The sequence below is a fragment of the Sphingobium aromaticiconvertens genome (assembly GCF_037154075.1).
GTDB lineage: Bacteria > Pseudomonadota > Alphaproteobacteria > Sphingomonadales > Sphingomonadaceae > Sphingobium > Sphingobium aromaticiconvertens.
The window spans coordinates 1,427,767-1,453,430 of record NZ_JBANRJ010000001.1; the positions used below are offsets into that span (position 1 = coordinate 1,427,767).

25 protein-coding genes are annotated in these 25,664 nt (G+C 64.4%); 20 read left to right on the top strand and 5 right to left on the bottom strand.

Annotation, left to right across the window (positions count from 1 at the left end):
* Positions 1-141 precede the first annotated feature (141 nt).
* Both soxR and WFR25_RS06775 read right to left on the bottom strand, forming a co-directional pair.
* The gene (soxR, locus tag WFR25_RS06770) at positions 142-609 is read right to left on the bottom strand and encodes a redox-sensitive transcriptional activator SoxR (RefSeq protein WP_043150653.1); all 468 of its coding nucleotides are present in this window, start codon (positions 607-609) and stop codon (positions 142-144) included.
* A gap of 84 nt (positions 610-693) precedes the next feature.
* Positions 694-1,320, bottom strand: a complete 627-nt coding sequence (locus WFR25_RS06775; protein WP_043150651.1) for a helix-turn-helix domain-containing protein — start codon at positions 1,318-1,320, stop codon at positions 694-696.
* Between WFR25_RS06775 and WFR25_RS06780 the strand changes: the two genes are divergently transcribed.
* From WFR25_RS06780 to WFR25_RS06810, 7 genes are all read left to right on the top strand, one after another.
* Complete coding sequence (locus tag WFR25_RS06780; RefSeq protein ID WP_336969693.1) at positions 1,319-1,456, top strand: hypothetical protein; 138 nt, start codon at positions 1,319-1,321, stop codon at positions 1,454-1,456. The genes WFR25_RS06775 and WFR25_RS06780 overlap by 2 nt on opposite strands.
* Positions 1,449-2,972, top strand: coding sequence for an efflux transporter outer membrane subunit (locus WFR25_RS06785; RefSeq protein WP_081764079.1), 1,524 nt, complete (start codon positions 1,449-1,451; stop codon positions 2,970-2,972). The genes WFR25_RS06780 and WFR25_RS06785 overlap by 8 nt, the downstream gene beginning before the upstream one ends.
* 43 nt (positions 2,973-3,015) lie before the next feature.
* Positions 3,016-3,645 carry a superoxide dismutase gene (locus WFR25_RS06790; protein WP_043150650.1) on the top strand — a complete coding sequence of 210 codons (630 nt, stop codon included), beginning with the start codon at positions 3,016-3,018 and terminating at the stop codon, positions 3,643-3,645.
* Positions 3,646-4,065: 420 nt separating this feature from the next.
* Positions 4,066-5,772: a copper resistance system multicopper oxidase gene (locus tag WFR25_RS06795; protein ID WP_043150648.1), complete on the top strand. Its 1,707-nt coding sequence runs from the start codon at positions 4,066-4,068 to the stop codon at positions 5,770-5,772.
* Positions 5,769-6,755: a copper resistance protein B gene (locus WFR25_RS06800; RefSeq protein WP_204991460.1), complete on the top strand. Its 987-nt coding sequence runs from the start codon at positions 5,769-5,771 to the stop codon at positions 6,753-6,755. Before WFR25_RS06795 ends, WFR25_RS06800 begins: the two co-directional genes overlap by 4 nt.
* A complete protein-coding gene (locus WFR25_RS06805) occupies positions 6,749-7,993 on the top strand; it encodes an MFS transporter (RefSeq protein ID WP_043150645.1) in 1,245 nt (414 codons plus the stop codon). The genes WFR25_RS06800 and WFR25_RS06805 overlap by 7 nt, the downstream gene beginning before the upstream one ends.
* A 76-nt stretch (positions 7,994-8,069) precedes the next feature.
* Positions 8,070-8,507 (top strand): DUF411 domain-containing protein, encoded by a 438-nt coding sequence (locus WFR25_RS06810; RefSeq protein ID WP_043150644.1) that lies wholly within the window; start codon positions 8,070-8,072, stop codon positions 8,505-8,507.
* Positions 8,508-8,530: 23 nt separating this feature from the next.
* Here WFR25_RS06810 and WFR25_RS06815 read toward each other — a convergent pair whose 3' ends face one another.
* Entirely contained in the window at positions 8,531-9,409 is an 879-nt protein-coding gene (locus WFR25_RS06815; protein WP_081764078.1) for an APC family permease, read from the bottom strand.
* A gap of 94 nt (positions 9,410-9,503) precedes the next feature.
* Between WFR25_RS06815 and WFR25_RS06820 the strand changes: the two genes are divergently transcribed.
* The 10 genes from WFR25_RS06820 (at position 9,504) to WFR25_RS06865 (ending at position 19,584) form a co-directional block, all read left to right on the top strand.
* Positions 9,504-10,100, top strand: coding sequence for a recombinase family protein (locus WFR25_RS06820; RefSeq protein ID WP_021245550.1), 597 nt, complete (start codon positions 9,504-9,506; stop codon positions 10,098-10,100).
* Between the two features lie 210 nt (positions 10,101-10,310).
* A complete protein-coding gene (locus tag WFR25_RS06825; RefSeq protein WP_336969699.1) occupies positions 10,311-12,461 on the top strand; it encodes a TonB-dependent receptor in 2,151 nt (716 codons plus the stop codon).
* Between the two features lie 589 nt (positions 12,462-13,050).
* Positions 13,051-13,335 (top strand): hypothetical protein, encoded by a 285-nt coding sequence (locus WFR25_RS06830; protein ID WP_043150728.1) that lies wholly within the window; start codon positions 13,051-13,053, stop codon positions 13,333-13,335.
* 20 nt (positions 13,336-13,355) lie between these two features.
* Positions 13,356-13,775 carry a periplasmic heavy metal sensor gene (locus WFR25_RS06835; RefSeq protein WP_037473048.1) on the top strand — a complete coding sequence of 140 codons (420 nt, stop codon included), beginning with the start codon at positions 13,356-13,358 and terminating at the stop codon, positions 13,773-13,775.
* Positions 13,772-14,344: an RNA polymerase sigma factor gene (locus WFR25_RS06840; protein ID WP_043150638.1), complete on the top strand. Its 573-nt coding sequence runs from the start codon at positions 13,772-13,774 to the stop codon at positions 14,342-14,344. The genes WFR25_RS06835 and WFR25_RS06840 overlap by 4 nt, the downstream gene beginning before the upstream one ends.
* A gap of 88 nt (positions 14,345-14,432) precedes the next feature.
* Positions 14,433-16,493 (top strand): copper resistance system multicopper oxidase, encoded by a 2,061-nt coding sequence (locus WFR25_RS06845; RefSeq protein ID WP_043150636.1) that lies wholly within the window; start codon positions 14,433-14,435, stop codon positions 16,491-16,493.
* Entirely contained in the window at positions 16,483-17,760 is a 1,278-nt protein-coding gene (locus tag WFR25_RS06850; RefSeq protein WP_047100381.1) for a copper resistance protein B, read from the top strand. The genes WFR25_RS06845 and WFR25_RS06850 overlap by 11 nt, the downstream gene beginning before the upstream one ends.
* Positions 17,761-17,808: 48 nt before the next feature.
* Complete coding sequence (locus tag WFR25_RS06855) at positions 17,809-18,192, top strand: DUF305 domain-containing protein (RefSeq protein ID WP_037472990.1); 384 nt, start codon at positions 17,809-17,811, stop codon at positions 18,190-18,192.
* A 58-nt stretch (positions 18,193-18,250) separates the two neighbouring features.
* Positions 18,251-18,700, top strand: a complete 450-nt coding sequence (locus WFR25_RS06860; protein WP_051519909.1) for a DUF411 domain-containing protein — start codon at positions 18,251-18,253, stop codon at positions 18,698-18,700.
* Positions 18,701-18,858: 158 nt separating this feature from the next.
* Positions 18,859-19,584, top strand: a complete 726-nt coding sequence (locus WFR25_RS06865) for a DUF2231 domain-containing protein (protein WP_281822851.1) — start codon at positions 18,859-18,861, stop codon at positions 19,582-19,584.
* Between the two features lie 87 nt (positions 19,585-19,671).
* Here the strand turns inward: WFR25_RS06865 and WFR25_RS06870 are convergent, their stop codons facing one another.
* The gene (locus tag WFR25_RS06870; RefSeq protein ID WP_043150631.1) at positions 19,672-20,076 is read right to left on the bottom strand and encodes a four-helix bundle copper-binding protein; all 405 of its coding nucleotides are present in this window, start codon (positions 20,074-20,076) and stop codon (positions 19,672-19,674) included.
* A gap of 281 nt (positions 20,077-20,357) precedes the next feature.
* Complete coding sequence (locus WFR25_RS06875; protein WP_309298564.1) at positions 20,358-21,341, bottom strand: NAD(P)/FAD-dependent oxidoreductase; 984 nt, start codon at positions 21,339-21,341, stop codon at positions 20,358-20,360.
* 220 nt (positions 21,342-21,561) lie between these two features.
* On the opposite strand from WFR25_RS06875, the gene copC reads away from it, so the two are divergent.
* From copC to WFR25_RS06890, 3 genes are all read left to right on the top strand, one after another.
* Positions 21,562-21,930 (top strand): copper homeostasis periplasmic binding protein CopC, encoded by a 369-nt coding sequence (copC, locus tag WFR25_RS06880; protein ID WP_037475981.1) that lies wholly within the window; start codon positions 21,562-21,564, stop codon positions 21,928-21,930.
* Between the two features lie 4 nt (positions 21,931-21,934).
* Positions 21,935-22,861, top strand: coding sequence for a copper homeostasis membrane protein CopD (gene copD, locus WFR25_RS06885; RefSeq protein WP_037475979.1), 927 nt, complete (start codon positions 21,935-21,937; stop codon positions 22,859-22,861).
* Between the two features lie 63 nt (positions 22,862-22,924).
* The gene (locus tag WFR25_RS06890; protein WP_043150630.1) at positions 22,925-25,612 is read left to right on the top strand and encodes a vitamin K epoxide reductase family protein; all 2,688 of its coding nucleotides are present in this window, start codon (positions 22,925-22,927) and stop codon (positions 25,610-25,612) included.
* Positions 25,613-25,664 lie beyond the last annotated feature (52 nt).

Consider the following 25,664-nt stretch of genomic DNA (forward strand, 5'->3'; position numbering starts at 1 on the left):
GATTGCCTATGGGTAGGGACGAGGGGTGTTTGCCTTCATCCGGCCCGGCGACGGCACGACCGGGGTCTTGCCCGGCCGTCGAATGAAGGCTGGGCCGATGGATGGGCGGGCTCCATCGCTCGTGATGCGTGGGACCGCTTGTTATCTGTCCGCGTCGAGGAGGCACGGCCCGCAGCCTTCGCCAGCTAAAATATCTTGCGGATTGCGCATCTGGCACTCGGCCAGCGAAAGGCATCCACAGCCGATGCAATGGTCAAGCTGATCACGCAGTTGAACCAGGCTGACAATGCGCTGATCGAGGTCGGAGCGCCACGCTTCACGAAGGTCTCGCCAGGCGCTTTGATCGACCGGTCCGTGTGGCAGCTTGCCCAGATGCTGCTTGATGAAGGCGAGCGATAGCCCGGCCCGCTGGCCCAGGCGGATAATCGCAATCCGTCGCAAGACCGTGCGTTCGTATCGCCGCTGGTTTCCACTCGTGCGCGTGCTTTCGATCAGGCCTTTTGCCTCATAGAAATGAAGGGTCGAAACCGCGACGCCGCTCCGCCGCGCGATATCGCCCACCGTCAGCTGCTCTGCCGGCAGTCGTTCCGGCTCAGACTGCCTGGCCATGGCGCGGCTGTTTGGCTGAACTTGCGCGCGTGCATGGCCTCGGCGATCGCTTCCGGCGAACCCGATGGGTGCGAAGAGCGTGCGTCATTGTGGATTGGCCCTGATGATGTAGGTGCATCGACGCCCGCCGCTGATGATATGCTCAGCCCTTGCAATGGAAACGCGGGGCCCAAGAGCCGAGCGAAAAACCTCGAGCTCGGCGCGGCAGAAACCGACGCAGGCCGCGGCGGCGGCGCAGATCGGGCAATGATTTTCAATGAGGACGAAAGATCCATCGGGTTCCTCGCGCCACTCGGCCATATAGCCTTCTTCGGTGCGGAGCGCGGCGAGGGCGGCCACCCTGTCGGCAAGGTCCTGCTTGCCTGCAAGTTCGCTCTGGTAGCGCGTGCGGGTCTCAGCCTCGCGCACGTCGATAATCGTCTCGAGCGCGCCTTCGCCCATATGCGTTCGAATGATGCCGAGAAGCTGGGCGGTGAGGCTCGCATGCGTATCAGGAAAGCGCGACTGCGCCGCTGACGTCAGGTCCCAGAGGAGAAGTGGGCGACCCACGCCCTTTGCCTCGCTGGATGACACGACGAGATCCTGTTCGGCGAGGCGCAGCAGCTGCTGACGCGCCGCCTCGCCGGTAATGCCGAGCTGCTTGCCGAGCGCCGCCGACGAGAGCGCACCGTGCATCTTGAGCGCCATCGGCATCGTGGTGGTGATGGGCATGCTGATCGGCACGCTCTTCACGCTCTTCGTCTTGCCGACGATCTATACCCTGCTCGCCGCCGACCATCGGCCCAAGCCGAAGCCGGACGGCAAACCCACCGTCCCGCCGCTCGAAGGAGGGCTGGCCCATGCGTAAATTCCCTCATGTCCTCGCGCCGCTGGCCGGGCTGGCGCTCTCTGCCTGCGCGGTGGGACCGGATTACCGGCCGCCCGCGCCGCCTTCGGCCGCTGCGGGAGCCTTCGTCACCACCGCGCCCCGGATCGATGCGGCCGCCGCGCTGCCCGACGACTGGTGGAAGCTCTATGAGGATCCGGCACTCGACGCATTGGTCACACAAGCGTTTGTTGCCAACACCGACCTGCGTGTCGCGTCCGCCAATCTCGCCAAGGCGCGCGCGGTGCTGAGCGAGGCGCGGGCGGGGCGGCTGCCCTCCACCACCCTCAACGGCGGCGCTCCCTATGGCGACGGCATCCAGGGAGCCGGGCAAAGCGGCTTTCCAGGCAACCTTGGCGATGCGCAATGGTCGCAGTTCGCGGGCATGTCGCTATCGTGGGAAGCCGACCTGTTCGGCCGCGTGTCCCGCGCCATCCAGGCCGCCCGCGCCGATGCCGGCGCGATCGAGGCGGCGCGCGACACGGTGCGGGTGACGGTCGCGGCCGAGACGACGCGTGCCTATCTCAACGCCTGCGCGGCCGCCTATGCGCTCGATGTCGCGCGCCAGTCCTACAAGGCGAGTGGCGACAGCTTCCGGCTTGTCTCGGAACAGGAGAAGGCGGGCTCGGTCGGCAAGCTCGACGTCGAACGCGCGGGCGCCGCGACCGCGACGGCGCGTGCGGCGATCCCGGCGCTCGAAGGCCAGCAGCAGGTGGCGCTCTTCGAACTGGCGGCGCTGCTTGGCACCACGCCCGATCAGGTGCCGGAATCTGCCCGGCGCTGTACGACCCCACCCGAACCGAAGGCGTCGATCCCCGTCGGCGATGGCGCCGCCCTGCTGCGCCGCCGACCTGACCTGCGGCAAGCCGAGCGTCAGCTTGCGGCCGATACGGCGCGCATCGGTGTGGCGACCGCCGATCTTTATCCGCGCATCAGCCTGGGCGGCTCGGGCAATTTCTTTCGCAACGACCAGGTGCGCGGTGCCAACAGCTTCTCCTTCTCGCTGGGACCGCTCATCTCCTGGAGCTTCCCCAATATCGCGGTCGCCCGCACGCGTATCCGGCAGGCGCAGGCGCAGGGCGAGGCCTCGCTCGCGGCCTTTGATGGGCGGCTTATCACTGCGCTCAAGGAGGTCGAGCAGGCGCTGACGGTGGTCACCACCGAACAGCGCAGGCTCGATGCGCTGGGCGAAGCGCAGGCCCGGGCGGAGAAGGCGTATGAATTTGCCGACCTGCGCTATCGCGCTGGCTCTGTCGCCTATCTCGACGTGCTGGTGGCGCAAAGCGAGATGCTCAACGCCCGCAGCAGCTATGCCGGCTCCATCCAGCGGCTTTCCTCGGCCCGGGTCGATCTCTTCAAGGCGCTGGGCGGGGGATGGCAGGGCATCCAAAGCGCACAGGGCCCTGTGCAAGAGCCGGCCGGGTCTGGGGACGCATCTGCCGCGACAGAGCAGGACTCCCTTCCGTTCAGGGATGCCACGAAGGCGCTACGGCACTGACCCGCTTTTCGAGCGCCATCTGAAGACACCAAGGAGACCAGGAATGAGCTTCACCCTCCCGCCCCTGCCATATCCTAAGGATGCATTTGGTGACCTGATCTCACCTGAGACGTTCGACTATCATCACGGCAAGCATCACAACGCCTATGTCGTCAAGGCGAACGAACTGGTCGCGGCCGATCCCGCGCTGCAGGGCAAGTCGCTCGTGGAATTGATCGAGCTTGCTGCTACCAATGGCCCCAGGGGGCTGTTCAATCAGGTCGGCCAGATCTGGAACCACAGTTTCTACTGGCGCGGTCTCAGCCCGCAAAAGAAGCAGCCGACCGGCCCGCTGCTCGATCTCATCACCGAGGCCTTCGGATCGGTGGACGGGCTGATCGACACGCTCAAGGCTGAGGCCGTCGGTCATTTCGGCAGCGGATGGGCCGCGCTCAACCTCAAGGACGGCAAGCTCGAGGTAACCTCCTATCACGATGCCGACACCCCTGTCGCGCATGGTGCGGCGCCCCTCTTCATCTTCGATGTCTGGGAGCACGCTTATTATGTCGACTATCGCAACGCGCGACCCGACTATGCCGACAAGATTCTGCGCAATGCGATCGACTGGGATTTTGTCGCCCTGAACCTCGACGGCCTGGGACTGACTCGAGCCGACCAAATACCAGGCGGTTGACCAGGCATCCACGCTCATCGAGCTGGTCGCGCGATGGGCGTGGGGTTCGAAAGGAGAATCAGGACGGCGAGGCCGCAGAGCCGACCGCCAACTGCGCGGCGGGGCGTCAGCCAAGCGCCCGCTTCGTAACATACGTATACTGCTCGACGTGATGACATCGCATGGAGGGGCCAGCGCCACCCGGTTCGCAAGCCGGTGACCGCGGCGCAGGCTCTTGGAGATCGCCCATGCAAACACGACAATCCTCACTGGAACAAGGTTCTGATCGCGCGCCGTGAAGCCGGTGCCGCTACGGTCTTGCCCCAGTTCGCGGGTGAAGATCACGCCCCCTCGCCAGCGCACCCTGACGGTCGGCGAGATGGCACAAGCCGGCGCGCCTGGCGCCGCAGGCAAACCCTGTTCCAGAAAGATGCACGATCCATGTTCGACCTGAACGCCCGCCCGATTGCGCGGCGCCAATTCGTCCAGGGGCTGGCGATCGGCGGCGCGGTCGCCGGTTTCGCCCCGGCGCTTCTCGCGCGATCCGCCCCAGTCTCGCCCGCTGAGCTGAGCGGGACCGAGTTCGACCTCGAGATCGCCGAGCTGCCGGTCAACTTCACCGGCAAGCGCCGTATCGCGACCGCCGTGAACGGCAGCGTGCCCGCGCCGGTCCTGCGCCTGCGCGAAGGCGACACGGTCACGCTGCGCGTGCGCAACGGCCTCAAGGAGATGTCGAGCATCCATTGGCACGGCATCATCGTGCCGGCGGAGATGGACGGCGTGCCCGGCATCAGCTTTGCCGGCATCGCGCCGGGTGAGACCTTCACCTATCGCTTCGAGGTCCGCCAGAGCGGAACCTACTGGTATCACGCTCACACGCTCGCCGAGCAGACGGGACTCTATGGAGCGATCATCGTCGAGCCGAAACAGGCGCCGACGGCGCGGGCGCCCGATCGCGACTATTGCATCGTGCTCAGCGACTGGTCGGACGAGCCGCCGCTGCAGATCTTCCTCAATCTCAAGAAGCAGAGCAGCTACTATAATTTTGCGCAGCCGACCGCCGGCGATTTCCTCAAGGATGTCGGCGCCATGGGCTTGGGCAAGGCGCTCGAGCGCCGGCGGATGTGGAACAGCTCGCGGATGAACCCGACCGACTACAGCGATGTCTCTGCCGCGACCTACACCTATCTGATGAACGGCGCGCCGCCCGCCGGCAACTGGACCGGTATCGCCGCGCCCGGCGAGCGCGTGCGCCTGCGCTTCGTCGGCGCGGGGACGGCGACGTTCTTCGACGTGCGGATCCCCGGGGTCGAGCTGACGGTCGTATCGACCGACGGGCAGCCGGTCGAGCCGGTCACGGTCGAGGAATTCCGGATCGGCCCGGGCGAGACCTACGACGTCGAGTTCACCATGCCCGAGGGCGGCGCCCGCACCATCTTCGCGCAGGCGATCGATCGGAGCGGCTATGCGCGTGGCACGATCGCACCGGCCCCGGGCATGGCGGCAGCCGTGCCGCCGCTCGATGCCCGGACCTGGCTCGAGCCGGTCGACATGATGGGCGCGATGGCGACGATGGGCGCAATGGGAGGCGACGCGCATGCCGGGCACGGCATGACCGAGATGCCGGCCAGGGCACGGCACGCCCGCACCGAATATGGCTCCAATACCGACATGCGCGTCGACTATCCGCGCACCAATCTCGACGATCCGGGCGCAGGCCTGCGCGGGCGCGACTGGCGCGTGCTGACGCTGGCCGACCTGCGCACGCCGGGCGGCGATCCCGACCCGCGCGAGCCCGAGCGCGACATCGAGCTGCATCTCACGGGCAATATGGAACGGTTCATCTGGTCGCTCGACGGCATCAAGCTCAACGATTCCAGGCCGCTCCATTTCAGGCCGAACGAGCGGCTGCGCGTCACCTTCGTCAACGACACGATGATGGCGCATCCGATGCATCTGCACGGCATGTGGAGCGATGTCGAAGGCCCGGACGGCGCCTTCCAGGTCCGCAAGCATACGGTCGTGGTCCAGCCCGCCCAACGGGTGAGCTTCCGCGTCACCGCCGACGCCTTGGGTCGATGGGCCTTTCACTGTCATCTGCTCTATCACATGGCGGCCGGCATGTTCCGGGAGGTGGTGGTCGCATGATCCGGATTTTCCCCTCGCGCGGCATCGCTCTTGGCGCTGCCCTCTTCCTGGCGCCGGCGATCACGGCTCCCGCTCTCGCGCAGGATGCCTCGCCCCCGTCGCCCGCCACCACCCCTGCCCAAACGGCCACTCCCGCTCCGCAGACTCCTTCCGCGCAAGGCTCTCAGGACCATGCGGGCATGGACATGCCGGGCATGGATATGACCGACACGACGGCGTCCGGTAACGGCGCCACGATGGACATGGGCTCGATGCAGGGTGGCAAGGCCCCGCCGGACGCGCGCAACTCGGACGATTATGCCGACGGCTATCGCAACTCGACGCTGCCGGGCTATGAGATGGCCGACAAGCTGTCGATCCCCAAGATACTTGTGGATGAGCTCGAATTCACCAGCGGCAACGAGGGTCAGGGCGTGGGCTGGACCGTGCTCGTGACCAAGGGTCAGGACAATGACAAGCTCTGGCTGCGCAGCCAGGGGCTCAAGAACTCCCGCGACCAACGTCTCGATCCGGAGAGCAGCGTCGAGGCGCTGTGGTGGCACAGCAAGAACCCGTTCTGGGGCACGCTGCTCGGGGTCAGGCAGGATCTCGGCAAGGGTGCGACCACCTGGCTGGCCGCCGGCGTCGAGGGACTGGCGCCTTATTGGTTCGACGTCCAGCTCACCGGCTATGTAGGAACCGATGGGCGTCTCGCGGCGCGCGCCAAGGCGTCCTATGAGGTCCTGTTCACCAATCGGTTGATCCTCACGCCGCAGGTAGAGGCCAATATCTATTCGAAGCGGTCGAGCGATCGGCAGCTCGGCAGCGGTTTCAGCAATGTCGAGCTGAGCGGGCGGTTGCGCTACGAAGTGTCGCGCAAGTTCGCGCCCTATATCGGCTTTGTCTGGGAGCGCGCATTTGACGGCACGGCCGATTTCCGTCGCCTGCGCGGGGAAGGGCCTTCCGAACACAGGGTGGTGATCGGCTTGCGCGCCTGGTGGTGATCCGCGGATGGCGACTTGAGGGATCGACCGCGAACGCGCCGCGTGACAAGGCTGGATCGCAAGCCAACGGTCGCTGGCCGGCCTCTTTTTTCGTCTTGCTGCTCGCGGCGGCTGCGGCGTCGGCGGGACAGACGGCCATTCTCGCCTTCCTTCCGACACTGGTCGACCCGGCTCGTGGCGCGCTATCGTCAAGCGCTCATGATTTTCATGTCGCGAGCCTGACCGCGGTCCACCCCCTCGCTGCCTTGCTGGCGGCGCCGCTCTGGGGCTGGATCGCGGACCGGGTCGACTATCGGGCGATGTTGCGCGCAGCGCTGGTCATCCTCGCGCTGGTGACCGCGCCGATCGGCCTCATCGGGCTGCCTGAGCTTTATGCATTGCGCCTGGTGGCGGGGATGGCGGCCGCCGCCATCATACCGCTGGGATTGCTCTGCGCGAGCTTTGCCGCAAGGGGGCGCGCGGACCAGGCGCGGCGCTTCACCTGGCTGACCGCCTTCGTGTTTCTGGGCGATCTCGCCGGTCCGCTGGTGGCGGAGGTCTCGGCCGCGATCCTGCCCCGCGCTCCCCTCATGATCCTCGCTCTCGGCATCGGTGCCGTCGGGGCGGCGCTTTGCGCCGTGCGTCTGCCGCGCTGGTGTGCACCCTGCAACGATGGCGGAGACCTGCCCGCGCCGACGCTCGGCGCGACGTTGATCCTGCTTTTCGTCACGATCGTCGCGGGCGGCGGGCTGGCGGCGATGCATGTCAATCTCCTGGTGACGCGGAGCGCCGTTTCGCTGAGCCGCGAAGAGATCGCCTGGATGCTCAGTCTTTGCGGATTGGGCATGCTGGCGGCACAGATCTTCCATGCGAGGCTCGATTGGCTGGTGACCATGCCGAGGCGGCTTGCGGGGCTGACGCTCGGCCTGCTGGCCGTGGCGCTCTTCCTGTTCCCTGTCGCCGCGAGCATGGCCGAGCTCAGTGGGATCATCGTTGCTGCCGGCTGGAGCTCGGCAACCCTTCGATTGGTCACCAGCTTCTGGATCAGCGGTGCGGCAGCCCCTTCGGGTCTGAAGCTCGGTCTCCAGCATTCCGCCGCCAGCATCGGGCAGGCGCTCGCGCCGCTGGCGATCGCTGTGGTCGCTCCGGGGGCACAGCACTTAGTCTTGTGGGGGATTGGTGGTCTATCGCTAGCGCTGCTTGTGTCCCTGCCGCTAGCCTGGAGGCCGCCCGCCATCGGAAAATCATCTGCGCGATGAGGGGAGGGGCGCATTGATGCGTAGAGTAAAGGAGGGGCCACTGTCCCATGCTCATCGTTCTTCCGGGAGTCATTTCATGAAGACCCGCCTATCCGCCGCCTTGCTGTTCCTCGCCATGCCCGGCGTAGCGCTTGCGGCCAGTGATGTCGTCGTCCACCGGGATCCGGGATGTGGATGCTGCGAGAAGTGGGCGCAGGCCGTGCGCGAGAAGCTGGGACGCAAGGTCGTCATGCGTGACGATGCGTCGCGCAACGAGCTTCAGCGCAGGGCCGGCATGCCCCGGACGCTGGCGTCCTGCCACAGCGCGATCGTCGATGGCTATATGATCGAGGGCCATGTCCCGATATCCGACGTCAAGCGCTTGCTGGCGACCCGTCCTGCGGGTGTCAAAGGCATTGCGGTTGCAGGGATGCCGATCGGTTCGGAGGGCATGGAAGTGGCAGGCGCTGCCCACCAACCCTATACAGTAGTGTCGTTCGGCAGCGCCGGTCAGCGTACTTTCGCCCGGCACTGATATCGCTCGCGTCACAGGTCTGGTCAGGATTGCCTGTCTATAGGGAAGGCATCGCCTGACCGGCTGATGCAGGCCCAATAGATGATGCTGCCAAGGGCGACGACAATGCCCATGATGGCAAAGGATTCCATGCTTGAATGGCTCAAAAGCCAGATCGTGAGAAGGAGGCCACATGCAGGAATGACAAGCCCCCCGGGCAGCGCGAATTGCCCTGGATCTTTCGGCAAGCTCTTCTCGATCTTCGGCAAGGCTGCAATGCACAAGGCGTAGGTCATCAAGCGGACCGAGGTGCTCAAGAGCACGAGCCACACGAACTGCTGCCCGACGGCAAGCGCCAGACTGAGCGCTCCGCAGAACAGGATCGAGTTCGCCGGCGTGCGGGTTCTCTCGTTCACAATACCGAACCACATGGGGAGCGTTCCATCGCGGGCCAGTGCGAAGGTGAGGCGTGGCGCGGTGAGCAAAGACGTCAGACTGCCTCCGCCAATCGAGAATATAGCGCCCAGCGAAAGGGCTATTGCCCCGGTCGCTCCTGTCAATCGCCTCGCCAGCTCGACGAGTGGTGAGGCGCTGTTCCCGAGGTCGGGGCCTACCGAGACGGCTACGAGCTGGATCAGAGCATAGCAAAGGGCGATGGCGATCACCGTACCGATCAAGGCGCGGGGAACGGTTGCCTTTGCATTCCGTGTTTCACCCGCGGCGATGAGGCTGAACTCAAAGCCGATAAAGGCGTACATCAGGACGAGCATCGACTGGCCAAGCTGCGTGGGCGCGATCAGACCGCTGTCGACGACACGTGCCCACTCGATGGCGGGGAAGCCGATGACGATCAGTAGCAGCAATGGGGCGAGTTTCAGGATGCTGATCAGGTACAGGACCGTCATACCGGCGCGCACGCCCATGGCATTCAGAAGAGTTGACCGTCCCGAAGCTACCGTTCAGCTCGCCTGACACCGTCTTCGTCGGGAGCGGATTAGGGACAGGGGTTACACCACGATGCCGGACGTGCTGGGCTATGCCCGCGTCTCCACCAGCGACCAGGACCTGGAGGTGCAGCGTCGCCGGTTGCGCGACGAAGCGGGCGCGATCCGCGTGTTCGACGATGTGATCTCGGGCAAGAGCTTCGATCGGCCCGGCCTAAACGAGCTGATTGGCTTCTGCCGACCCGGCGATATCATCTGCGTCGTCCGGCTCGATCGCCTCGGCCGATCGCTCAAGGAGCTGCTGGAAACCGTCGACATGTTCAAGGCGCGCGGGCTCGCATTCCGTTCGCTGGAGGAACGGCTCGATACATCCTCGGCTGCAGGCGAGCTGGTGTTCCATGTGTTCGGTGCCATCGCGCATTTCGAGCGGCGGCTGATCGTCGAGCGCACCCGCGACGGCATCGCCGCGGCGCGCGCGCGGGGAAAAGTGCCTGGACGCCCTACGCTCGACGCCGACAAGCTGGCGTCGGCGCTCAAGCTGATCGAGGCCGGCGTGCGTCCGGCGCAGGCGGCGAAGCAGCTTGGGCTTGGCCGATCCACTCTCTACCGCGAACTCGCTGCACTCAAAACCGAGGCACCCACCACGCCCGCACTCAACGCCGCAGAATGAGCCGTAACGTCGTGGCTGTCATCGTCTCTGACATATAGCTGACATCGACTTTGAAAACCGACAGCTCCGGCCGCGATCGGCGGGGCTGTCGCGCGAACGACCGTTCGCGGGAGATTACTCGAAATCGACGCAATGCCTCCCGGATTGTCTATTGCGATGCATTACCAACTTCTCTACTCAGTTGAGAATAGTTCGCAAAGGGGCGGTGTGGTGAAAAAATCTGGTTTTGCAGCTATGTTCAGCTTTGGGGTGATTGCCGTCCCAGCAGCGGCTCAGGCTCAGGATCAGCTTGCCTTGGCGCAGGGAAGTCCCTCGCAGACGATCATCGTGACCGGCGTTCGGGACGGCTACCAGGCTGATACGACCAGCACCGCCACCCGCACGCCGACGGAGCTCAACGACGTCCCCCAATCAGTCTCCGTTATCACGGAAGCGCAGATTGACGATCAGGCGATGCGCTCGATCGCCGACGTGCTTCGCTATGTACCCGGCGCGGTGATCTCTCAAGGCGAAGGCCACCGCGATCAGATCATCCTGCGCGGTAACAACAGCACCGCGGATTTCTTCGTCGATGGCCTGCGTGACGACGTGCAATATTACCGCGGCCTCTACAACGCAGAGCGGATCGAGGTTCTGAAAGGCCCCAACGCGATGATCTTCGGGCGCGGCGGTGGGGGCGGGATCGTCAACCGCGTCACCAAGCGCCCGGGTGCCAACGCCTTCATCAGCAGCAGCGGCTCGGCGGACACATATGGCGCATGGTATGTCGATACCGACATCAATCAGCCGATCAGTGGGTCCGCCTCCGCTCGGCTGAACGCCGTTTACGAGGAGTTCAGCAGCAACCGCGACTTCTACGACGGACGCCGGTTTGCGATCAATCCCACCGTCGCGCTCTCACTTGGCGCCACCACCCGGATAGACCTGGGCTTCGAATACAATAATGACAAGCGCACGATCGATCGGGGCGTCCCCTCAGCTACGCAAGGCTCTCTGACGAGCCCGTCACGCCCCCTCACCGGCTTCCGCGACACCTTCTTCGGTGTGCCGGGGTTCAACGTCAGCGATTTCGAGGCCAAGGTCCTGAGCGGGCGCATCGAGCATCGGTTCGGCGACAACCTGATTCTGACAAGTCGGGTCCTGTATGGCGACTATGACAAGCTCTATCGAAATGCCTTCGCGGTAACCCCGGTCACCCTGCGCGGGGGCGTCCAGAGCGTCGGCCTTGAAGCCTATAGCGATCCCACGACGCGCAAAAACATGCTCAACCAGAACGATCTCGTCTGGACGGTTACGACCGGACCCGTTCGCCATGTGCTGCTCGCCGGCTTCGAGTTCGGCGATCAGCGCACGCGCAACCAGCGGATCAATGGCTTTTTCGAAAGCGGCGATATCGTGAACGGGGGCCGGCGCGCGTTTGTTGGGTTAGCTGACCGGATCACGGTGCCGCCGGTCACGCTGCGCACCACCGCCAATACCGGCTACCGGTCGATCCGGACAAACGCCGACGCCACTGCCTTCTATGTGCAGGACCAGATCTCGATCGGCGAACATGTCGATGTCATCGGCGGCGTTCGCCGCGACCGCTTCAAGCTTAGCATCGACGATCTCGTCGCCGGGCGGAGCTATAGCCGGACCGACACCCTCTGGTCTCCCCGTTTGGGCGTAGTGTTGAAGCCGGTGCAACCCGTATCGATCTACGCCAGCTATAGCCGGTCCTTCCTGCCCCAGTCAGGCGATCAGTTTTCATCGCTCGACATAACAAGCGCCGCGCTGGAGCCGGAGAAATTCGACAATTACGAACTCGGCCTCAAATGGGATATCTTTCCAACGCTTAACCTGACCGCTGCCGTCTACCGGCTCGACCGCACCAACACTCGCGCGACCGACCCCAACGACGCCACGCGGACGGTGCTTACGGGCGCGCAGCGCAGCAAAGGGCTAGAGATCGGCCTCAGCGGCGCGATCACACCCCAATGGCAGGTTAGTGCGGGCTATGCCTTGCAGGACGCGGAAATCCGCAAGACAACGAGTGCGGCTCCTGCCGGCCGCGATGTCCCGCTCGTGCCCAAGCAGCAGGCCTCGCTCTGGACCCGCTACGATTTCACCCCTCGCTTCGGGGCCGGTGTCGGCGTCTACCGCCAGTCCAAAAGCTTCACCTCGGTCAGCAATACCGCCGTCCTGCCCGCGTTCACCCGCGTCGATGCCGCCGCATTCTTCAAACTCACCCCCCGGGTCGAGGCGCAAATCAACGTCGAGAACCTCCTCAACAGCAACTATTTCTCGTCCGCCTACAACGACAACAACATCATGCCCGGTGCACCGACGACGGCGCGAGCGACGGTTAGAATGAGCTTTTAGACAGGTGGGAGTTTTCCCGTTGCTGCTGGATGCTTCACCACAGTCGTTCAGCATGCGCTAAACCGCCTCCTCGTTGGGGGGGCACACTGAACCGCCCCATTCATTTCCTCCAGAAGTCGATAGTGTCGGTCCATCTACCGAGCCGCTACCATTCTTTGACGATTCCGCTGGCCATCGTCCAGCTCCTGCGGGCAGCGGCATGGCCATGTGCCGCTGCCCGGCTCACGAGCAATATCGGCGGCTTGTCGCCAATCGCGCTATGTGGCCGCGATAAACGTCGGCATATGTACGGCCATGCCCTTGCCGGCAGCCGCCACGCACATAATAGTCGCCGCCTCGCTTGACCTAACGAGCACCATGGTTGCCGCCGTAGCTGCGCTCGGAATGTCAACAGAGGTTAATCAGGGAAATTGAAACAGCGGGACGCGTGGATCGCCGGCCTGCGTGCGAGCTGTGAACGATTGGACGCAATGGAAAAGTGCGCCGCCGCGCCCGGGGGCGTTCCCGCTTAGTGACATTCGTTCACGTCGGATTCGAGGGGTGTTCGCCGGCCGTGCGTAAAGGATGTGAGCACGGCGGAGGAATGAACATGGATATGGATTTGGACAGCGCCTTGCGCCGCCTTGCCGAGCAGCCGCTTCATCCCCGGCTCGCTGAACTGGAAGGCGATGTCATGCGGTTGATCGCGGCGGAGCGGCGCGCCGGCGGCGGAGTGACACTGCGGACTGGCATGCTGGCAGCGGTAGGCGCAGTCGCCTTGGGAGTGGTGGGCGGCGGCTTGTCGTCCGCAGCGGCGACTGCGCAGGTGCCGGCGCTGACACCTTTCGGGCCCGCCACGCCGCTAGCGCCTTCGACCTTGCTGGCGTTCCAGTGACGAGCAGCGCCCGGAGAACGATGCTGATCGCGGCCGTCGTGTTCTTGGCAGCGATCGCAGGCGTGTGGGCTGGGCGCGAGTTGTTCCCTTCCCCACCGAGCCCGGGCGTGGAACTTCATAGCTTGCTCCACGACGGGCTCGAGCTGGACGAAGCTCAACGGACCAAGCTCGAGACGCTGGAGTCACGCTTCGCCGTTCGAAGGCGTGCCTTGGAGCTTGAACTCAGGGCCGACAACGCCCGGCTTGCCGACGCCATCGAGGCCGAACATGGTAACGGGCCGCAGGTCGCGGCGGCCGTCGATCGTTCGCACGGCGCGATGGGCGAGCTCCAAAAGGAGACGTTGAACCATATGTTCGCGATGCGGCAGATCCTGCGGCCCGACCAGGCGAGGACGTTCGACCGCGCGGTGGTGAAGGCGCTGACCGCAGACGCGCGGTGAGTCTTGAACTTTCGGCCTGCACGGACGGCGAACTCGCCGCCTTGACGCTCGCTGGACGTCAGGCCGCCTTCGCCGAGATCATGCGCCGGCACAAGGGGCCGGTTTACCGCCTGATCCGTGCACATATCGGCGATGCCGAAGAGGCGCTTGACCTCACTCGGGAATGCTTCGCGTCCGCCTTTCAGAACCTGCCAAGATATGACGGAGATCGGCCGCTCGCTGCGTGGCTGGCCCGCGTGGCGATCAACAAGAGCCGCGACTGGCATCGGTGGCGTCGCATACGCCAGATATTATCGTTCGCCTCTTCGCTGCCGCCCGAGACGATGGAAAGTGAGTGGGACGAGGCGCCAGGCGCCGACGCGGTAACCTTCGATCGCGCAGAACTAGTCCGGCTTTCGCGCGCGGTGTCCCAGCTGCCGGCCACGCTTAAGGAGACGCTCTTGCTGCGGACCGTGGAAGGCTTGTCCCAAGGGGAAACTGCCGCCGCGCTGGGGATCAGCGGCAAGGCCGTGGAGACGCGGCTCCGGCGCGCGCGAATAAAATTGTCGAATATTCTTAATTGCGCATGAGGGGGCGGGCTGGTTCATGCGTAATAAGGGGTAATGTCAGCGGCGGCGTCCCCCGGCTGCAAGCATTGAATTGGAGTGAAGGAACAGCATGAGCCGCAATCTGAACCGGCGCGACGTGATGCGCGGAACCGCCATGCTCGGCGGCACGCTGGCCATGTCGGCCTATCTGCCAGCCTGGGCGCAACCTGTGTCGCGCGGCATCGCCAAGCCGCTGCCGACCGTATCAGGCACGGAAATCGCGCTGACGATCGACCGGATGAAGCTGGTCATGGACGGAATTACAACGCCCGCGATCGGGGTGAACGGCACGGTCCCGGCGCCACTCGTCCGCCTCAAGGAGGGCCAGAAGGTCCGGCTCGCGGTGACCAACAATCTTGACGAGGATAGCTCGATCCACTGGCACGGTCTCATTCTGCCGTTCCAAATGGACGGCGTGCCGGGCATCAGTTTCCCCGGCATCAAGGCACGTTCGACTTTCGTGTACGAATTTCCAGTCGTGCAGTCAGGCACCTACTGGTACCACAGCCACTCGGGCGAGCAGGAGCAGGGCGGGCTCTACGGCCCCATCGTCATCGATCCCGCGGGACCCGACCCGATCGCATTCGACCGCGAGCATGTGATCGTGCTCTCCGATCACAGCCAGATGACCGGTGAGGAGATCTTCCGCAAGCTCAAGCAGATGGGCGGTGCCTATTTCAACTATCAGCGCCCGACGCTGAGTGGACTGCTCGCCGGACGGGAAATGCCCCTCAAGGATCGCCTGAAGTGGGGGCAGATGCGGATGGACCCGGCGGACATCGCGGACGTCACGGGTTCGACCTACACCTTCCTGGTCAATGGCTTTGGGCCTTACGACAATTGGACGGGTCTCTTCCGGCCGGGGGAGCGCGTCCGGCTACGCATCGTCAACGCCGCGGCGCAGACCAACTTCAACGTCCGCATCCCTGACCTGCCAATGACAGTGGTGCAGGCCGACGGCCAGAACGTCCGGCCCGTCGAAGTGGACGAGTTCCAGATCGGGGTCGCGGAGACGTTCGACGTGATCGTGACGCCCGGCGACCGCGCCTACAGCTTCGTGTCCGAAGCGATCGACCGTTCCGGCATGGGGCGCGCCACCCTGGCACCGCGCGAGGGCATGATCGCCCCAGTCCCGCCGCTTCGCCCGCGCACGCTCCTGACCATGACCGACATGGGCATGGATATGGGAGGCATGAAGGGGATGGAGGGAATGTCGGGGATGTCCGACGAGAACCCGGTGGCGAAGCGCGGCCTCGACCCCACGGTCCAGCAGAACGCATCGCGTAACCTGTGGAAGCTAACCGGCTGGAAGGGACCGACTGACCACGGGGCGGTCGCGGTTGCGTCCGGGATGGCCGGCATGGCCGGCATGGATCATGGCCAAATGAACTCCGGCGCGATGGCGGGAATGGACCACAGCCAAATGGGTGCCAGCGCGTCGGGCATAACCCCAAGCCAGACGGGCAGCGGCGGCATGGCGGGGATGGACCACGGCGCCATGCAAGGCGGTGCAGGGCAGGCCGGTGGGATGGCCGGAATGGATCACGGCTCCGGGGGCATGGACATGAACATGCGCAACCCGAAGAACGCGCCCGGCGTCAAGATGGGGCCGGGGGTGCAGACCATCTCGCCGATGCCGAAGGACCGCACGGCCGAGCCGCCGCAGGGGCTGGAGGACGTCGATCATCGCGTGCTCACCTATCGCGACCTTGTCGCGCTGGATCGCAACCCGGACGCTCGTGCCCCGGCGCGCCAGTTGGAGATCCACCTGACGGGCAATATGGAGCGCTATATGTGGGGCTTTGACGGCCAGAAGCTCAGCGACCCCGCCGACCCCATCCCGTTCCGCAAGGACGAACGCGCGCGCGTCACCCTGATCAATGACACGATGATGCCGCACCCAATCCACTTGCACGGGCACTTCTTTGAACTGGTGACCGGGCATGGCGACTTGGCGCCTCGCAAGCACACGGTGAATGTAGCGCCTGGCGGCAAGATGACGTTCGACGTGACGACCGATGCGGTCGGCGACTGGGCGTTCCACTGCCACAATCTCTATCACATGACCGCAGGGATGATGCGTGTCGTGACCGTTCGCCCGATGGGCGAGGAGAATCGCGATGCAGCTTAAGCTCCTCCTGATCGCGAGCGGCGCAGCGCTCGGCCTGGCAACCCCGGCGGCCGCGCAGATGGACCATTCCAATATGCCCGGCATGAAGATGCCGCCGCCAAAGACGCCAGCGGTGAAAAAGCCTGCCGCTAAGAAGCCAGCAGCGACCAAGCCCGCCGCGCGCAAGAAGTCCGTGAAGCCCGCCGCCAAGTCGACACCGCGCGCGAAGGCGGGATCGGGGGCCAAGCCCGCCGCAAGTCGGTCCGCCAAGCCGCCGGCCCCTGGAGCGGTCGTTGCCGATCCTCACGCCGGTCATGACATGACGGCCATGCCGGGCATGACTACGCCTGGAGCCAACCCCAATCCTGGTGCCGGGCACGACATGTCGGCGATGCCAGATACCTCCGGCGGTGCCGCCCCCGGCCAGCCAGGTGCCATGCAGGGCATGGACCATGGTTCGGGCGCTATGCAAGGCATGGCAGGTCACGACATGGGAAGCATGCCTCCTTCGGCGACCGGCACGACAATGGTCGGGACCAACCTGCCGGCCGGCAACGCTCCGCCGCCGCCCATCCCGATGGATCGGGCCGCAGACCAAGTCTACTCTGCCCCCGCCATGGCGCATTCGCAGCAGCATCTGCAGTCGATGCACGGCGGCCAGAATTTCTCGCAGGTCATATTTAATCTGGCCGAATACCAGGTCCGCGACGGTCGCGACGCCTATCGATGGGATGGCGGTGCCTGGTACGGTGGCGACATCAATCGCCTGGTTCTTAAAACCGAAGGCGAAGGGAACTTTGGGAGAAGCCTGGAAAGGGCGGAGCTGCAGGCGCTCTATGCACGGGCGATCGGACCCTTCACCGACTTCCAGGCCGGGATTCGTTACGACTTCAAGCCCAACCCCTCCCGTGTCTACGCTACGGTTGGGTTCGAGAGCCTGGCCCCAGGCTTTTTCGATGTGGAGGGCGCACTGTTCTTGTCTAGCAAGGGTGACGTGCTCGGCCGCGTTGAAGGGTATTACGATCAGCGTATCACCCAGCGCCTGATCCTCCAGCCTCGTCTCGAAGCGGAATTTGCGGCGCAAGACGTTCCGGAAGACCGGATCGGCTCGGGCTTGTCGGACCTCGAGCTTGGCTTGCGGCTGCGCTACGAGGTGAAGCGCGAGTTTGCCCCTTATATCGGTGTTTCATACGAGCGCAGAGTGGGCCGCTCTGCTCGTTTTGCACGCGAGGACGGCGAGGATGCGTCATCGACCAGCCTTGTTCTGGGCATTCGCACATGGTTTTGAGGCCGATTGGGCTTTGTTGCGTTGACTAAGTCCAAGAAGGAGCAGGCAATGTTTAAGACACTTACAGCTCTGGCTCTGGCGGCGATGGCAGCGAGCCCGGCTTTGGCTCAGCAGCAGATGCAAGGCATGGACCACTCGAAAATGCAGGGCATGAACCACGACAACATGCCTGGCATGAACACGCCCTTCATGCCCGCCGAGATGGCGATGCACGAGAAGATGATGAGGGCCAAAGGCGCCAATGCAAATGAGACGTGGGCCCGCAAGATGATCGAGCATCACCGCGGTGCGATTGCCATGTCGCAGATCGTTCTCCGCGAGGCGCCCGATGCGAAGACCCGGCAAATGGCTCAGAAGTCTATTGCCGAGCAAAACAAGAGCATCGGTGAACTCCAGGCGATGCTCCGGTCGATGAGCAAGCGACCTCAGTGATAATCTTCGTTCCTCCCGCCCCACGAGGGGGCGGGAGGAATGACCAAGGAGTTTTTCCATGAAGACAGCTTTACGATCCGCGCTTACTGCCGCAGCCTTGTTGGTTCCGGTTGCCGTCAGCGCGGCCACCCCGATCGTTATGCACCGCGATCCCGGCTGCGGCTGTTGCGCCAAGTGGGCAGCACAGGTGCAGCGGCAGCTCGGGCGCCAGGTGCGCGTCGTCGATGATTCCAATCGCCCGGCGCTGCAGAAGCGCGCGGGGGTCCCTGCGGACGTCTCGTCTTGCCACACAGCAATCGCCGATGGGATGGCTTTCGAGGGCCACGTGCCGATTGCCGACATGAAGCGGGCTCTGGCGACCCGGCCCAAGGGTGTGCGAGGCCTCGCGGTCGGCGGTATGCCGCTCGGCTCGCCGGGAATGGAAGTGCCGGGCGTCAAGGCGCAGGCCTATGACGTGGTCGCCTTCGGCTCCACCGGGCGCCGCCTATTTGCCCGCCACGGCAGCTGATTGGCGATTTTTTCGGGGCGGGGCCGCAGGACGCGGTCGCCGCAGCTGGTGTAGCTCCACGGTCCAGTTCGTCTTGGAGAGCAGACGATGAGTTTCACAAGAGGATTCGGACGGGTGAGGCAACGGGAATTGATGAGTATGAATCAAGGAGTTGGGTGATGGGCGGTAAACGAGGCGGGGCCTTCGCTTTGCTCCTTGCGGTTGCAATGTCAGTAAGCACGTCGGCATCGGCGCATGAAGATCATGATGCGCTTGGGGCCGGTCCCGGGCCCACCGCTAACAGCGCAGTCGAGACTCAGAAAAAGGATAGAGCGGACGCCGGCGACGGCCATATGGACATGGGCTCTATGTCGACCGTGGACATGAACATGGGCGGCCGCGATATCGCCGGCGACGACATGGACATGGGCGGCATGCACGAGGAGACCGCCAACAAGAACAAAAGTTTCGGCGAACGGCTTGTGAGTTGGCTGGGCCGGCTTCACACCATGGTCATTCATTTTCCCATCGCACTGTTCATCGGTGCATTCGGGGTGGAGTTGTTCGGGTTGTGGCGCCGCAACCGGGACTATCAGCATGTCGCACACATAATGCTGGTCGTAGGCGCGCTCGGAGCTATCGCGGCAGCATTCCTGGGCTGGTTCGCAGGCGGGTTCTACCTGACCGACCGCAACCCGATCCTGATGACGCATCGCTGGCTAGGGACGTTGATCGCGGTCTTCGGCGTTGCGCTGGCTTGGATGGCAGCGCGCCACCGTAAGGGTCCCGAGCGGTCGCGGACGTTGTACTGGGTGTTGCTTGGCCTGATGACGCTGGCGATCTCCATCCAGGGGTTCCTTGGCGGAACCTTCATGCATGGCGGAATAAACCACTTGGCGTTCTGACCCAGTCCGGCTGTGTGCGTGAAGCGGTCGTTTCCTGAACAGGGACCGTCGAGGACGCGTCTCCGCCAAGGACGCGTCCTCGGCTGATCAGCGGATCGACTGAACCGCTTCGTTGCAAGCCTGTTCGCAGCGGCGACAGTGTTCAGCGCAGATGCGGCAATGCTCGTGCATGCTCGCATGCTTCTCGCACTCCTCCGCGCACAACCCGCAGGCGATGGCGCAGGCTTGAAGAACGGCGATCAGCGCTTGCTCATTGCTGCCGGTGCGGCGGGTGCCGAGCGAACCTGCCGCCAAGCAGATGTCGGCGCAGTCAAGGTTCAGACGAATGCACTGGCGAAGCTGTGCGACCATGTCTTCCGCCAGACAGGCATCAGCGCACGACGTACAAGTCTGAGCACATGAGTAGCACTCCTCGATACAGCGGATCAGTGCGTCGTTCGTGCTTCCCTTCACGTCCGGATGCGTGGCGATCATCTCTTGCATGTGTTGCATGGTTCTCTCCTGGTAGCGCGGTCTAACAACTGTCGAAGCAAGAGGTTACAAACCTGAAATGTTCCGGCCTTTGCGTTGGACCGTGCGGCCGCTTGGGCGTGTCGAGTAACCGCCGGCGCTGGTCGTAGCGCACCGTCGACGCCCACGCCGCCTGCGTGAGCGAGTCCCGGGATCGTGCTGCGGGATCATCGAACCGAGAAGCGCCGTGTCGCCGATCGTCGTGTGGGTACAAATCAGCGCTGGGTGGCGGCTTTCACTCGTTGCACTGCCGATGGTTCGCGCTACGTCGGCAGTACGCCCCGAGCGGGACACAGCCCGGCCATGGCGGATGCCAATCCGCTGTCGCGGTCGCGCAACAGGTTATGGATTGCGGTCGCAGCGACCGCTGCTTGTCCGGTCGCGACGCTGATCTGATCGAGCCCTTCCACAACGTCGCCAACCGCGTAGAGGCCAGCAACAGAGGATTGTTGGTGGGCGTTGGTCAGCACGCAACCTGATTCGCTGAGCTTCGCGCCCAGCGAAGTGGCAAGCCGCGTTCGAGGCGACGAGCCGAGCGCAGGGTAAAGCGTGTCGAATTGTAGCTCCAGGCCATTGGCCAACCGCACCTCGACACAATCGCCAAGACGCAGCTGCTCGACAGGCGAGGGCGCGACATCGATGCCCTGCTGGTTCAGCTTGGCAAATTCGGTCGGTGCGAGGTCGAGCGACCGTTCGGCGAGAAGCATGACCTTCGCGCCATAAGCGCGCAGGAATTCGGCTTCGTCAGCGCCGTGGCCGTCGCAGCCGAGCACCGCCACGTTCATTCGCCGAGCCTCATAACCATCGCAAATCGGGCAGTAGCGAATAAGACCACGCGCAACGCCGATGTCATGCATCGCATCAGGCATCTCGGGGCGTCGATTGACGACACCGGTCGCGAGCACGACGGTCCGCGCGTGCAGGACGTTCAGTCCGCAACTTGCCGAGAAGTGGTCGCCTGATGCGACGATCGCGTCGATCTCACCGTTCTGGACCGTACCGCCATATTCATGCAGCTGAGCCTGCAGGCGCGCAAGAAACGAGGCGCCCGAAATGCCGCCGGGAAATCCTGGGAGGTTGTGCGAGCGCGGGATGGAGGCGGCGCGCCCCGCCGCCGCGTCGTAAACGACGCAGCTCCTGAGAAAGCGGGACAGATAGATCGCGGTCGTGAGGCCAGCGGGACCACCGCCCACAATCAGACAATCGAGGACCTCCTCGGGATCGCCAGTCCAGCCTTGATTGGTCAACCGCAACCTCATCATTACCCCGCGAGCGCCCGTCAGGCCCGCGGCCACAGCTCGTCCGGACGGGAAGGCGCAGTGAAAAGCGCTCTGTACTCCCTTCTGAATACGCGCCGGTGCCGTTGACCCCTCATCGAGAGGGTGCGGCGGCACGAAAAAGATCGTGAGGGGTGAAACGTCCGGCTGCGTAATACAAGTGAACCCAATGGAAATGGAGATTGCCCAGATGCGTCGCTTGTTCATCACGACTGCCGCCGCCGCCTTGTTCTTCGCAGGCGGCGTCGCAAACGCGCACCCGAAGCTGGTATCCGCCAGCCCCGCCGCCAACGCGGCGGTTGCGACCCCGGAGAAGATCAGCCTCCAGTTCAGCGAGAAACTCGTGCCTGCTTTCTCCAAGGCCGAACTGATCATGGCCGCGATGCCTGGCATGGCGGCCATGAAGATGCCGAGCAGCGCCGCGGTCGGCTCCGACGGGCGTACGCTCACGATCATCCCGAAGCAGCGTCTCCCGCGTGGGCGTTACAACGTCGACTGGCAGGTCGTTTCCGGCGACACGCACAAAATCACTGGCAGCTACACCTTCACGGTGAAGTGAGCGGATGATTGACTGGCCGACCGTCGCCATCCGCTTGGCGTTATACCTCGTCCTGGCGGTGCTGTTCGGCCTGTCGGCGTTCAGCCTCTATGGCCTTCGGCTCGGCGAGCGCGAGGATGCAATCGCTCTGCGGCCTTGGCTTTCGGGAAGTGCTGTGCTCGGGTTGCTGCTCTCAGCCGCTGGCCTGATCCTCATGGCCTCGTCGATGGCCGGATCTCCATTCTGGCCGGTCGACGAGGCCGCGGTGGCTGCCTTGCTCGGAGGGCCACCGGTTGGCTCCGCCTGGAAGGTGCGCATGGTAGCGCTGGTCATTGCCGGGGGCGCGGTCCTACTGGCGCGAGGCAGAGCATCATGGCTGGCGATGGCCATGATTGCCGCCGCTACGGCGTTGGCGACACTCGCATGGAACGGGCACGGTGCCATGGACGAGGGAAGCACCGGATGGCTTCACCTGGGCGCGGACATTCTCCATCTCCTCGCAGGCGGTATATGGGTTGGCGCACTGTTCGGATTGCTTCTCCTGATGATGCGCCGCGCCGAGGCGATCGATGCCGCGCACCTTCAGCTTACCCATCGGGCGCTGCACGGCTTCGGGGCGGTGGGCACGCTCGTGGTTGCCATTTTAGTGATCACCGGCTTGATCAACAGCTGGCTGCTCGTGGGCCCAGCCAATTTCACGGCCTTGGGCACGACGCTCTACGGCTTGCTGCTGCTCGCCAAGCTGGTCTTGTTCGCAGCGATGCTGGGACTCGCGTCGCTTAATCGGTTCCGCCTCACGCCGGCCTTCGAACGCTCGATTGCCATGAACGATCATGACGGAGCGCTTATGACGCTGCGGGTCAGCCTGGCGGTCGAGACAACCTGCGTGATTGGTATCTTGGCGCTCGTAGCATGGCTCGGCACCCTCGCACCGCCCGCATCGGGCATGTAGGTGAGGTTAGCTCTGCTGGGTCTGTTGATGTATTCAAAGGTGAACGAACGAGGGTAGCAAGTCATGGCCGATGTCAAACGCAGTGAAGCCGGCAGCGGCCAGGCCGACGGCGACGTCGTTCTGACCACGGGCGCGAGCGGCTTCATCGCCGCCGCGCTGATCGCCCGGCTCGGGAAACGCTACACCGTTGTTGGCCTGGATCGTGCCGGTCCTCCAGACCCGCCGCCGCCCGCAGCGGCGATCGACATAGACCTCGGGTCGGACGAAGCGGTCCGGGTTGCACTCGACGAAGTGCGCGCACGGTACGGTAACCGCATCGCCTCGGTGATCCACCTCGCCGCCTATTACGACATTACGGGCGATCCGAATCCGCTCTACGACAAGGTCACCGTGCAGGGCACCCGCCGGCTGATTGACGGGCTGCAATCGTTCGAGGTCGAGCAATTCGTCTTCGCCAGCACGATGCTGGTCCATAAGCCGACCGCCACTCCGGAGGAGCGCATCAGCGAGGAGTCGCCAATCGGTGCGTCCTGGGCGTATCCGCAGTCCAAGGTCGACACCGAGGCATTGCTGCATGAGCGCCACGGGAACATCCCCGTCGTCTTCCTCCGCGCCGCAGGAGTTTACGACGACGACGGGCGCTCGGCGTTTCTCGCGCAGCAGATATCGCAGATCTACGAGCACCGCCTGATCTCGCACTTCTATCCCGGCATGCTGTGTGCGGCGCAGTCGTCCGTGCACCGCGACGACTTGGCTGACGCCGTGCTGCGCCTGGTCGATCGGCGGCACGAATTGCCGTCAGAACTGCCACTGCTCGTCGGCGAGCCCGACGCGCCCGGCTATGCCGAAATCCAGGACATCGTCGGCGAGACGCTCCACGGCGAGGGCTGGAAGACGATCCGGATCCCGCAGCCGATCGCAAAGGCCGGAATCATCCTGCAGAACGAGGCGCTCGGCAGCGACGACTTCATCCAGCCCTGGATGATCGACAGCAGCAACGACCACTATATCCTCGACATCTCGCGCGCGCGTTCGCTGCTCGGATGGGAGCCGAAACACAGTCTCCGCGACACGCTGCCCGCGATCGTTGCCGCGTTGAAGCGCCATCCGCGGGCCTGGTATCGGAACAACAAGCTCAACGAGAATCTGGTTGCCTGGCACGATAAACCAGGGGCCGAACCTGTCGGACCGGGCCATCAACCCGCAGCGGCAGGCGATGGGATGGCCGGCATGGATCACGGGGCTGTGGATCATAGCAGCATGGACCATGCAGCCATGGGGCACGGACCTGGCGCGGCGGACATGGCGATGACCGGCCACGGTGCACACGGCGATCACATGGCCATAATGGACCGCGACGAGCGCCGTGCGCGCTGGGCTCTTTACGCCAACATCGGCCTCGGGCTGTGGCTCGCCTCCAGCCCGCTTATCTACGACTCCGTCACGACGCAGAGCGTCGGCGAGGCGGTGCGCTTCGTCACGGTCGATCGCGGCCTGCCTTCAGTCGAATGGCGCGCAAGCGCACTGGCGATCAGCGATCTCGTCAGCGGTCTGGCGATCGCGCTGTTTGGCGTACTGTCGCTGTGGCCTCGAACCAAGACCTGGGCGCAATGGGCAGTGGCGTTCGTCGGCATCTGGCTGTTCTTTGCGCCTTTGATCTTCTGGAGCCCGAGCGCCGCTCAGTACAACAACAACCTGCTCATCGGCTCGGCCGTGATCGCCCTGTCGGTGCTCGTGCCGATGATGCCGGGCATGAGCATGGCGGGCATGATGGACCCCAAGAACATCCCGCCCGGCTGGACCTATTCGCCGTCGACGGACGCGCAGCGGCTGCCGATCGTCGCCATGGGCCTGGTCGGCCTTCTCACCTCGCGCATCCTGACCGCCTACCAGCTGGGGCACATCGACACCGCGTGGGAGCCGTTCTTCGTCGGATCGCTCAGCGACCCGCGCAACGGGACCGAGGAGATCATCACTTCGGGCATGTCGAAGGCGTGGCCGATCCCTGATGGGGGCCTTGGCACGATCAGCTACGTACTCGAGATCCTGATGGCGGTGATGGGCACGCGCGATCGCTGGCGGACCATGCCGTGGATGGTGACCTTCTTTGGCATCCTGGTCATTCCTCTCGGCGTGGTCAGCATCTACTTCATCATCAGTCAGCCGATCGTGATCGGCACGTGGAGCACGCTGGCGCTGGTCGCTGCGCTCGCGATGCTGATCATGATCCCGTTCGCACTGGACGAGGTCATCGCCATGGGCCAGTTTCTCGCCTGGGCGAAACGCAAAGGCAGGCCGCTGATCCGCACCTTCTTCCAGGGCGACACGCTCGAAGCAGGCGAGATGGATGCGGCTGACGTAATGGCTTCACCTTCGATCTTGTGGGCGGATGCGAAGCGAGGTCTGACGATGCCATGGACTCTGGCAGCTAGCATCGCCCTCGGTGCGTTCCTGATGCTGTCACGGGTGATCCTGGGCAACGACGGGGCCATGGCGAACAGCGACCATGTGGTCGGCGCCCTCGTGATCACAGTCGCGATCATTGCCACCGCAGAGGTGGCCCGCGCTCTCCGCTTCATCAATGTCGCGTTCGGGGCATGGCTCGTCGCTGCCCCGTTCCTGCTGACAGGGGCCGGCCCCCTTGGGGCGATCGTGTCGGTGGTCGTGGGAATCGCGCTCATCGGGCTCAGCCTGCCGCGCGGCAAGCGCAGCCCCGAACATTATGCGAGCTGGGACAAATACGTAATTTGAGGCCTTACTCGCCTCCAGAGAGGAGGGGCACAGCATGGCGCAGTCCAGGTAC

What these genes read in the sequence shown, in the direction of transcription:
- soxR (WP_043150653.1), bottom strand. Translation starts at nt 609, where the DNA reads ATGGCCAGGCAGTCTGAGCCGGAACGACTGCCGGCAGAGCAGCTGACG.
- WFR25_RS06780 (WP_336969693.1), top strand. Translation starts at nt 1,319, where the DNA reads ATGCTGATCGGCACGCTCTTCACGCTCTTCGTCTTGCCGACGATCTAT.
- WFR25_RS06775 (WP_043150651.1), bottom strand. Translation starts at nt 1,320, where the DNA reads ATGCCCATCACCACCACGATGCCGATGGCGCTCAAGATGCACGGTGCG.
- WFR25_RS06785 (WP_081764079.1), top strand. Translation starts at nt 1,449, where the DNA reads ATGCGTAAATTCCCTCATGTCCTCGCGCCGCTGGCCGGGCTGGCGCTC.
- WFR25_RS06790 (WP_043150650.1), top strand. Translation starts at nt 3,016, where the DNA reads ATGAGCTTCACCCTCCCGCCCCTGCCATATCCTAAGGATGCATTTGGT.
- WFR25_RS06795 (WP_043150648.1), top strand. Translation starts at nt 4,066, where the DNA reads ATGTTCGACCTGAACGCCCGCCCGATTGCGCGGCGCCAATTCGTCCAG.
- WFR25_RS06800 (WP_204991460.1), top strand. Translation starts at nt 5,769, where the DNA reads ATGATCCGGATTTTCCCCTCGCGCGGCATCGCTCTTGGCGCTGCCCTC.
- WFR25_RS06810 (WP_043150644.1), top strand. Translation starts at nt 8,070, where the DNA reads ATGAAGACCCGCCTATCCGCCGCCTTGCTGTTCCTCGCCATGCCCGGC.
- WFR25_RS06815 (WP_081764078.1), bottom strand. Translation starts at nt 9,409, where the DNA reads ATGGGCGTGCGCGCCGGTATGACGGTCCTGTACCTGATCAGCATCCTG.
- WFR25_RS06820 (WP_021245550.1), top strand. Translation starts at nt 9,504, where the DNA reads ATGCCGGACGTGCTGGGCTATGCCCGCGTCTCCACCAGCGACCAGGAC.
- WFR25_RS06830 (WP_043150728.1), top strand. Translation starts at nt 13,051, where the DNA reads ATGGATATGGATTTGGACAGCGCCTTGCGCCGCCTTGCCGAGCAGCCG.
- WFR25_RS06835 (WP_037473048.1), top strand. Translation starts at nt 13,356, where the DNA reads ATGCTGATCGCGGCCGTCGTGTTCTTGGCAGCGATCGCAGGCGTGTGG.
- WFR25_RS06845 (WP_043150636.1), top strand. Translation starts at nt 14,433, where the DNA reads ATGAGCCGCAATCTGAACCGGCGCGACGTGATGCGCGGAACCGCCATG.
- WFR25_RS06850 (WP_047100381.1), top strand. Translation starts at nt 16,483, where the DNA reads ATGCAGCTTAAGCTCCTCCTGATCGCGAGCGGCGCAGCGCTCGGCCTG.
- WFR25_RS06855 (WP_037472990.1), top strand. Translation starts at nt 17,809, where the DNA reads ATGTTTAAGACACTTACAGCTCTGGCTCTGGCGGCGATGGCAGCGAGC.
- WFR25_RS06860 (WP_051519909.1), top strand. Translation starts at nt 18,251, where the DNA reads ATGAAGACAGCTTTACGATCCGCGCTTACTGCCGCAGCCTTGTTGGTT.
- WFR25_RS06865 (WP_281822851.1), top strand. Translation starts at nt 18,859, where the DNA reads ATGGGCGGTAAACGAGGCGGGGCCTTCGCTTTGCTCCTTGCGGTTGCA.
- WFR25_RS06870 (WP_043150631.1), bottom strand. Translation starts at nt 20,076, where the DNA reads ATGCAACACATGCAAGAGATGATCGCCACGCATCCGGACGTGAAGGGA.
- copC (WP_037475981.1), top strand. Translation starts at nt 21,562, where the DNA reads ATGCGTCGCTTGTTCATCACGACTGCCGCCGCCGCCTTGTTCTTCGCA.
- copD (WP_037475979.1), top strand. Translation starts at nt 21,935, where the DNA reads ATGATTGACTGGCCGACCGTCGCCATCCGCTTGGCGTTATACCTCGTC.
- WFR25_RS06890 (WP_043150630.1), top strand. Translation starts at nt 22,925, where the DNA reads ATGGCCGATGTCAAACGCAGTGAAGCCGGCAGCGGCCAGGCCGACGGC.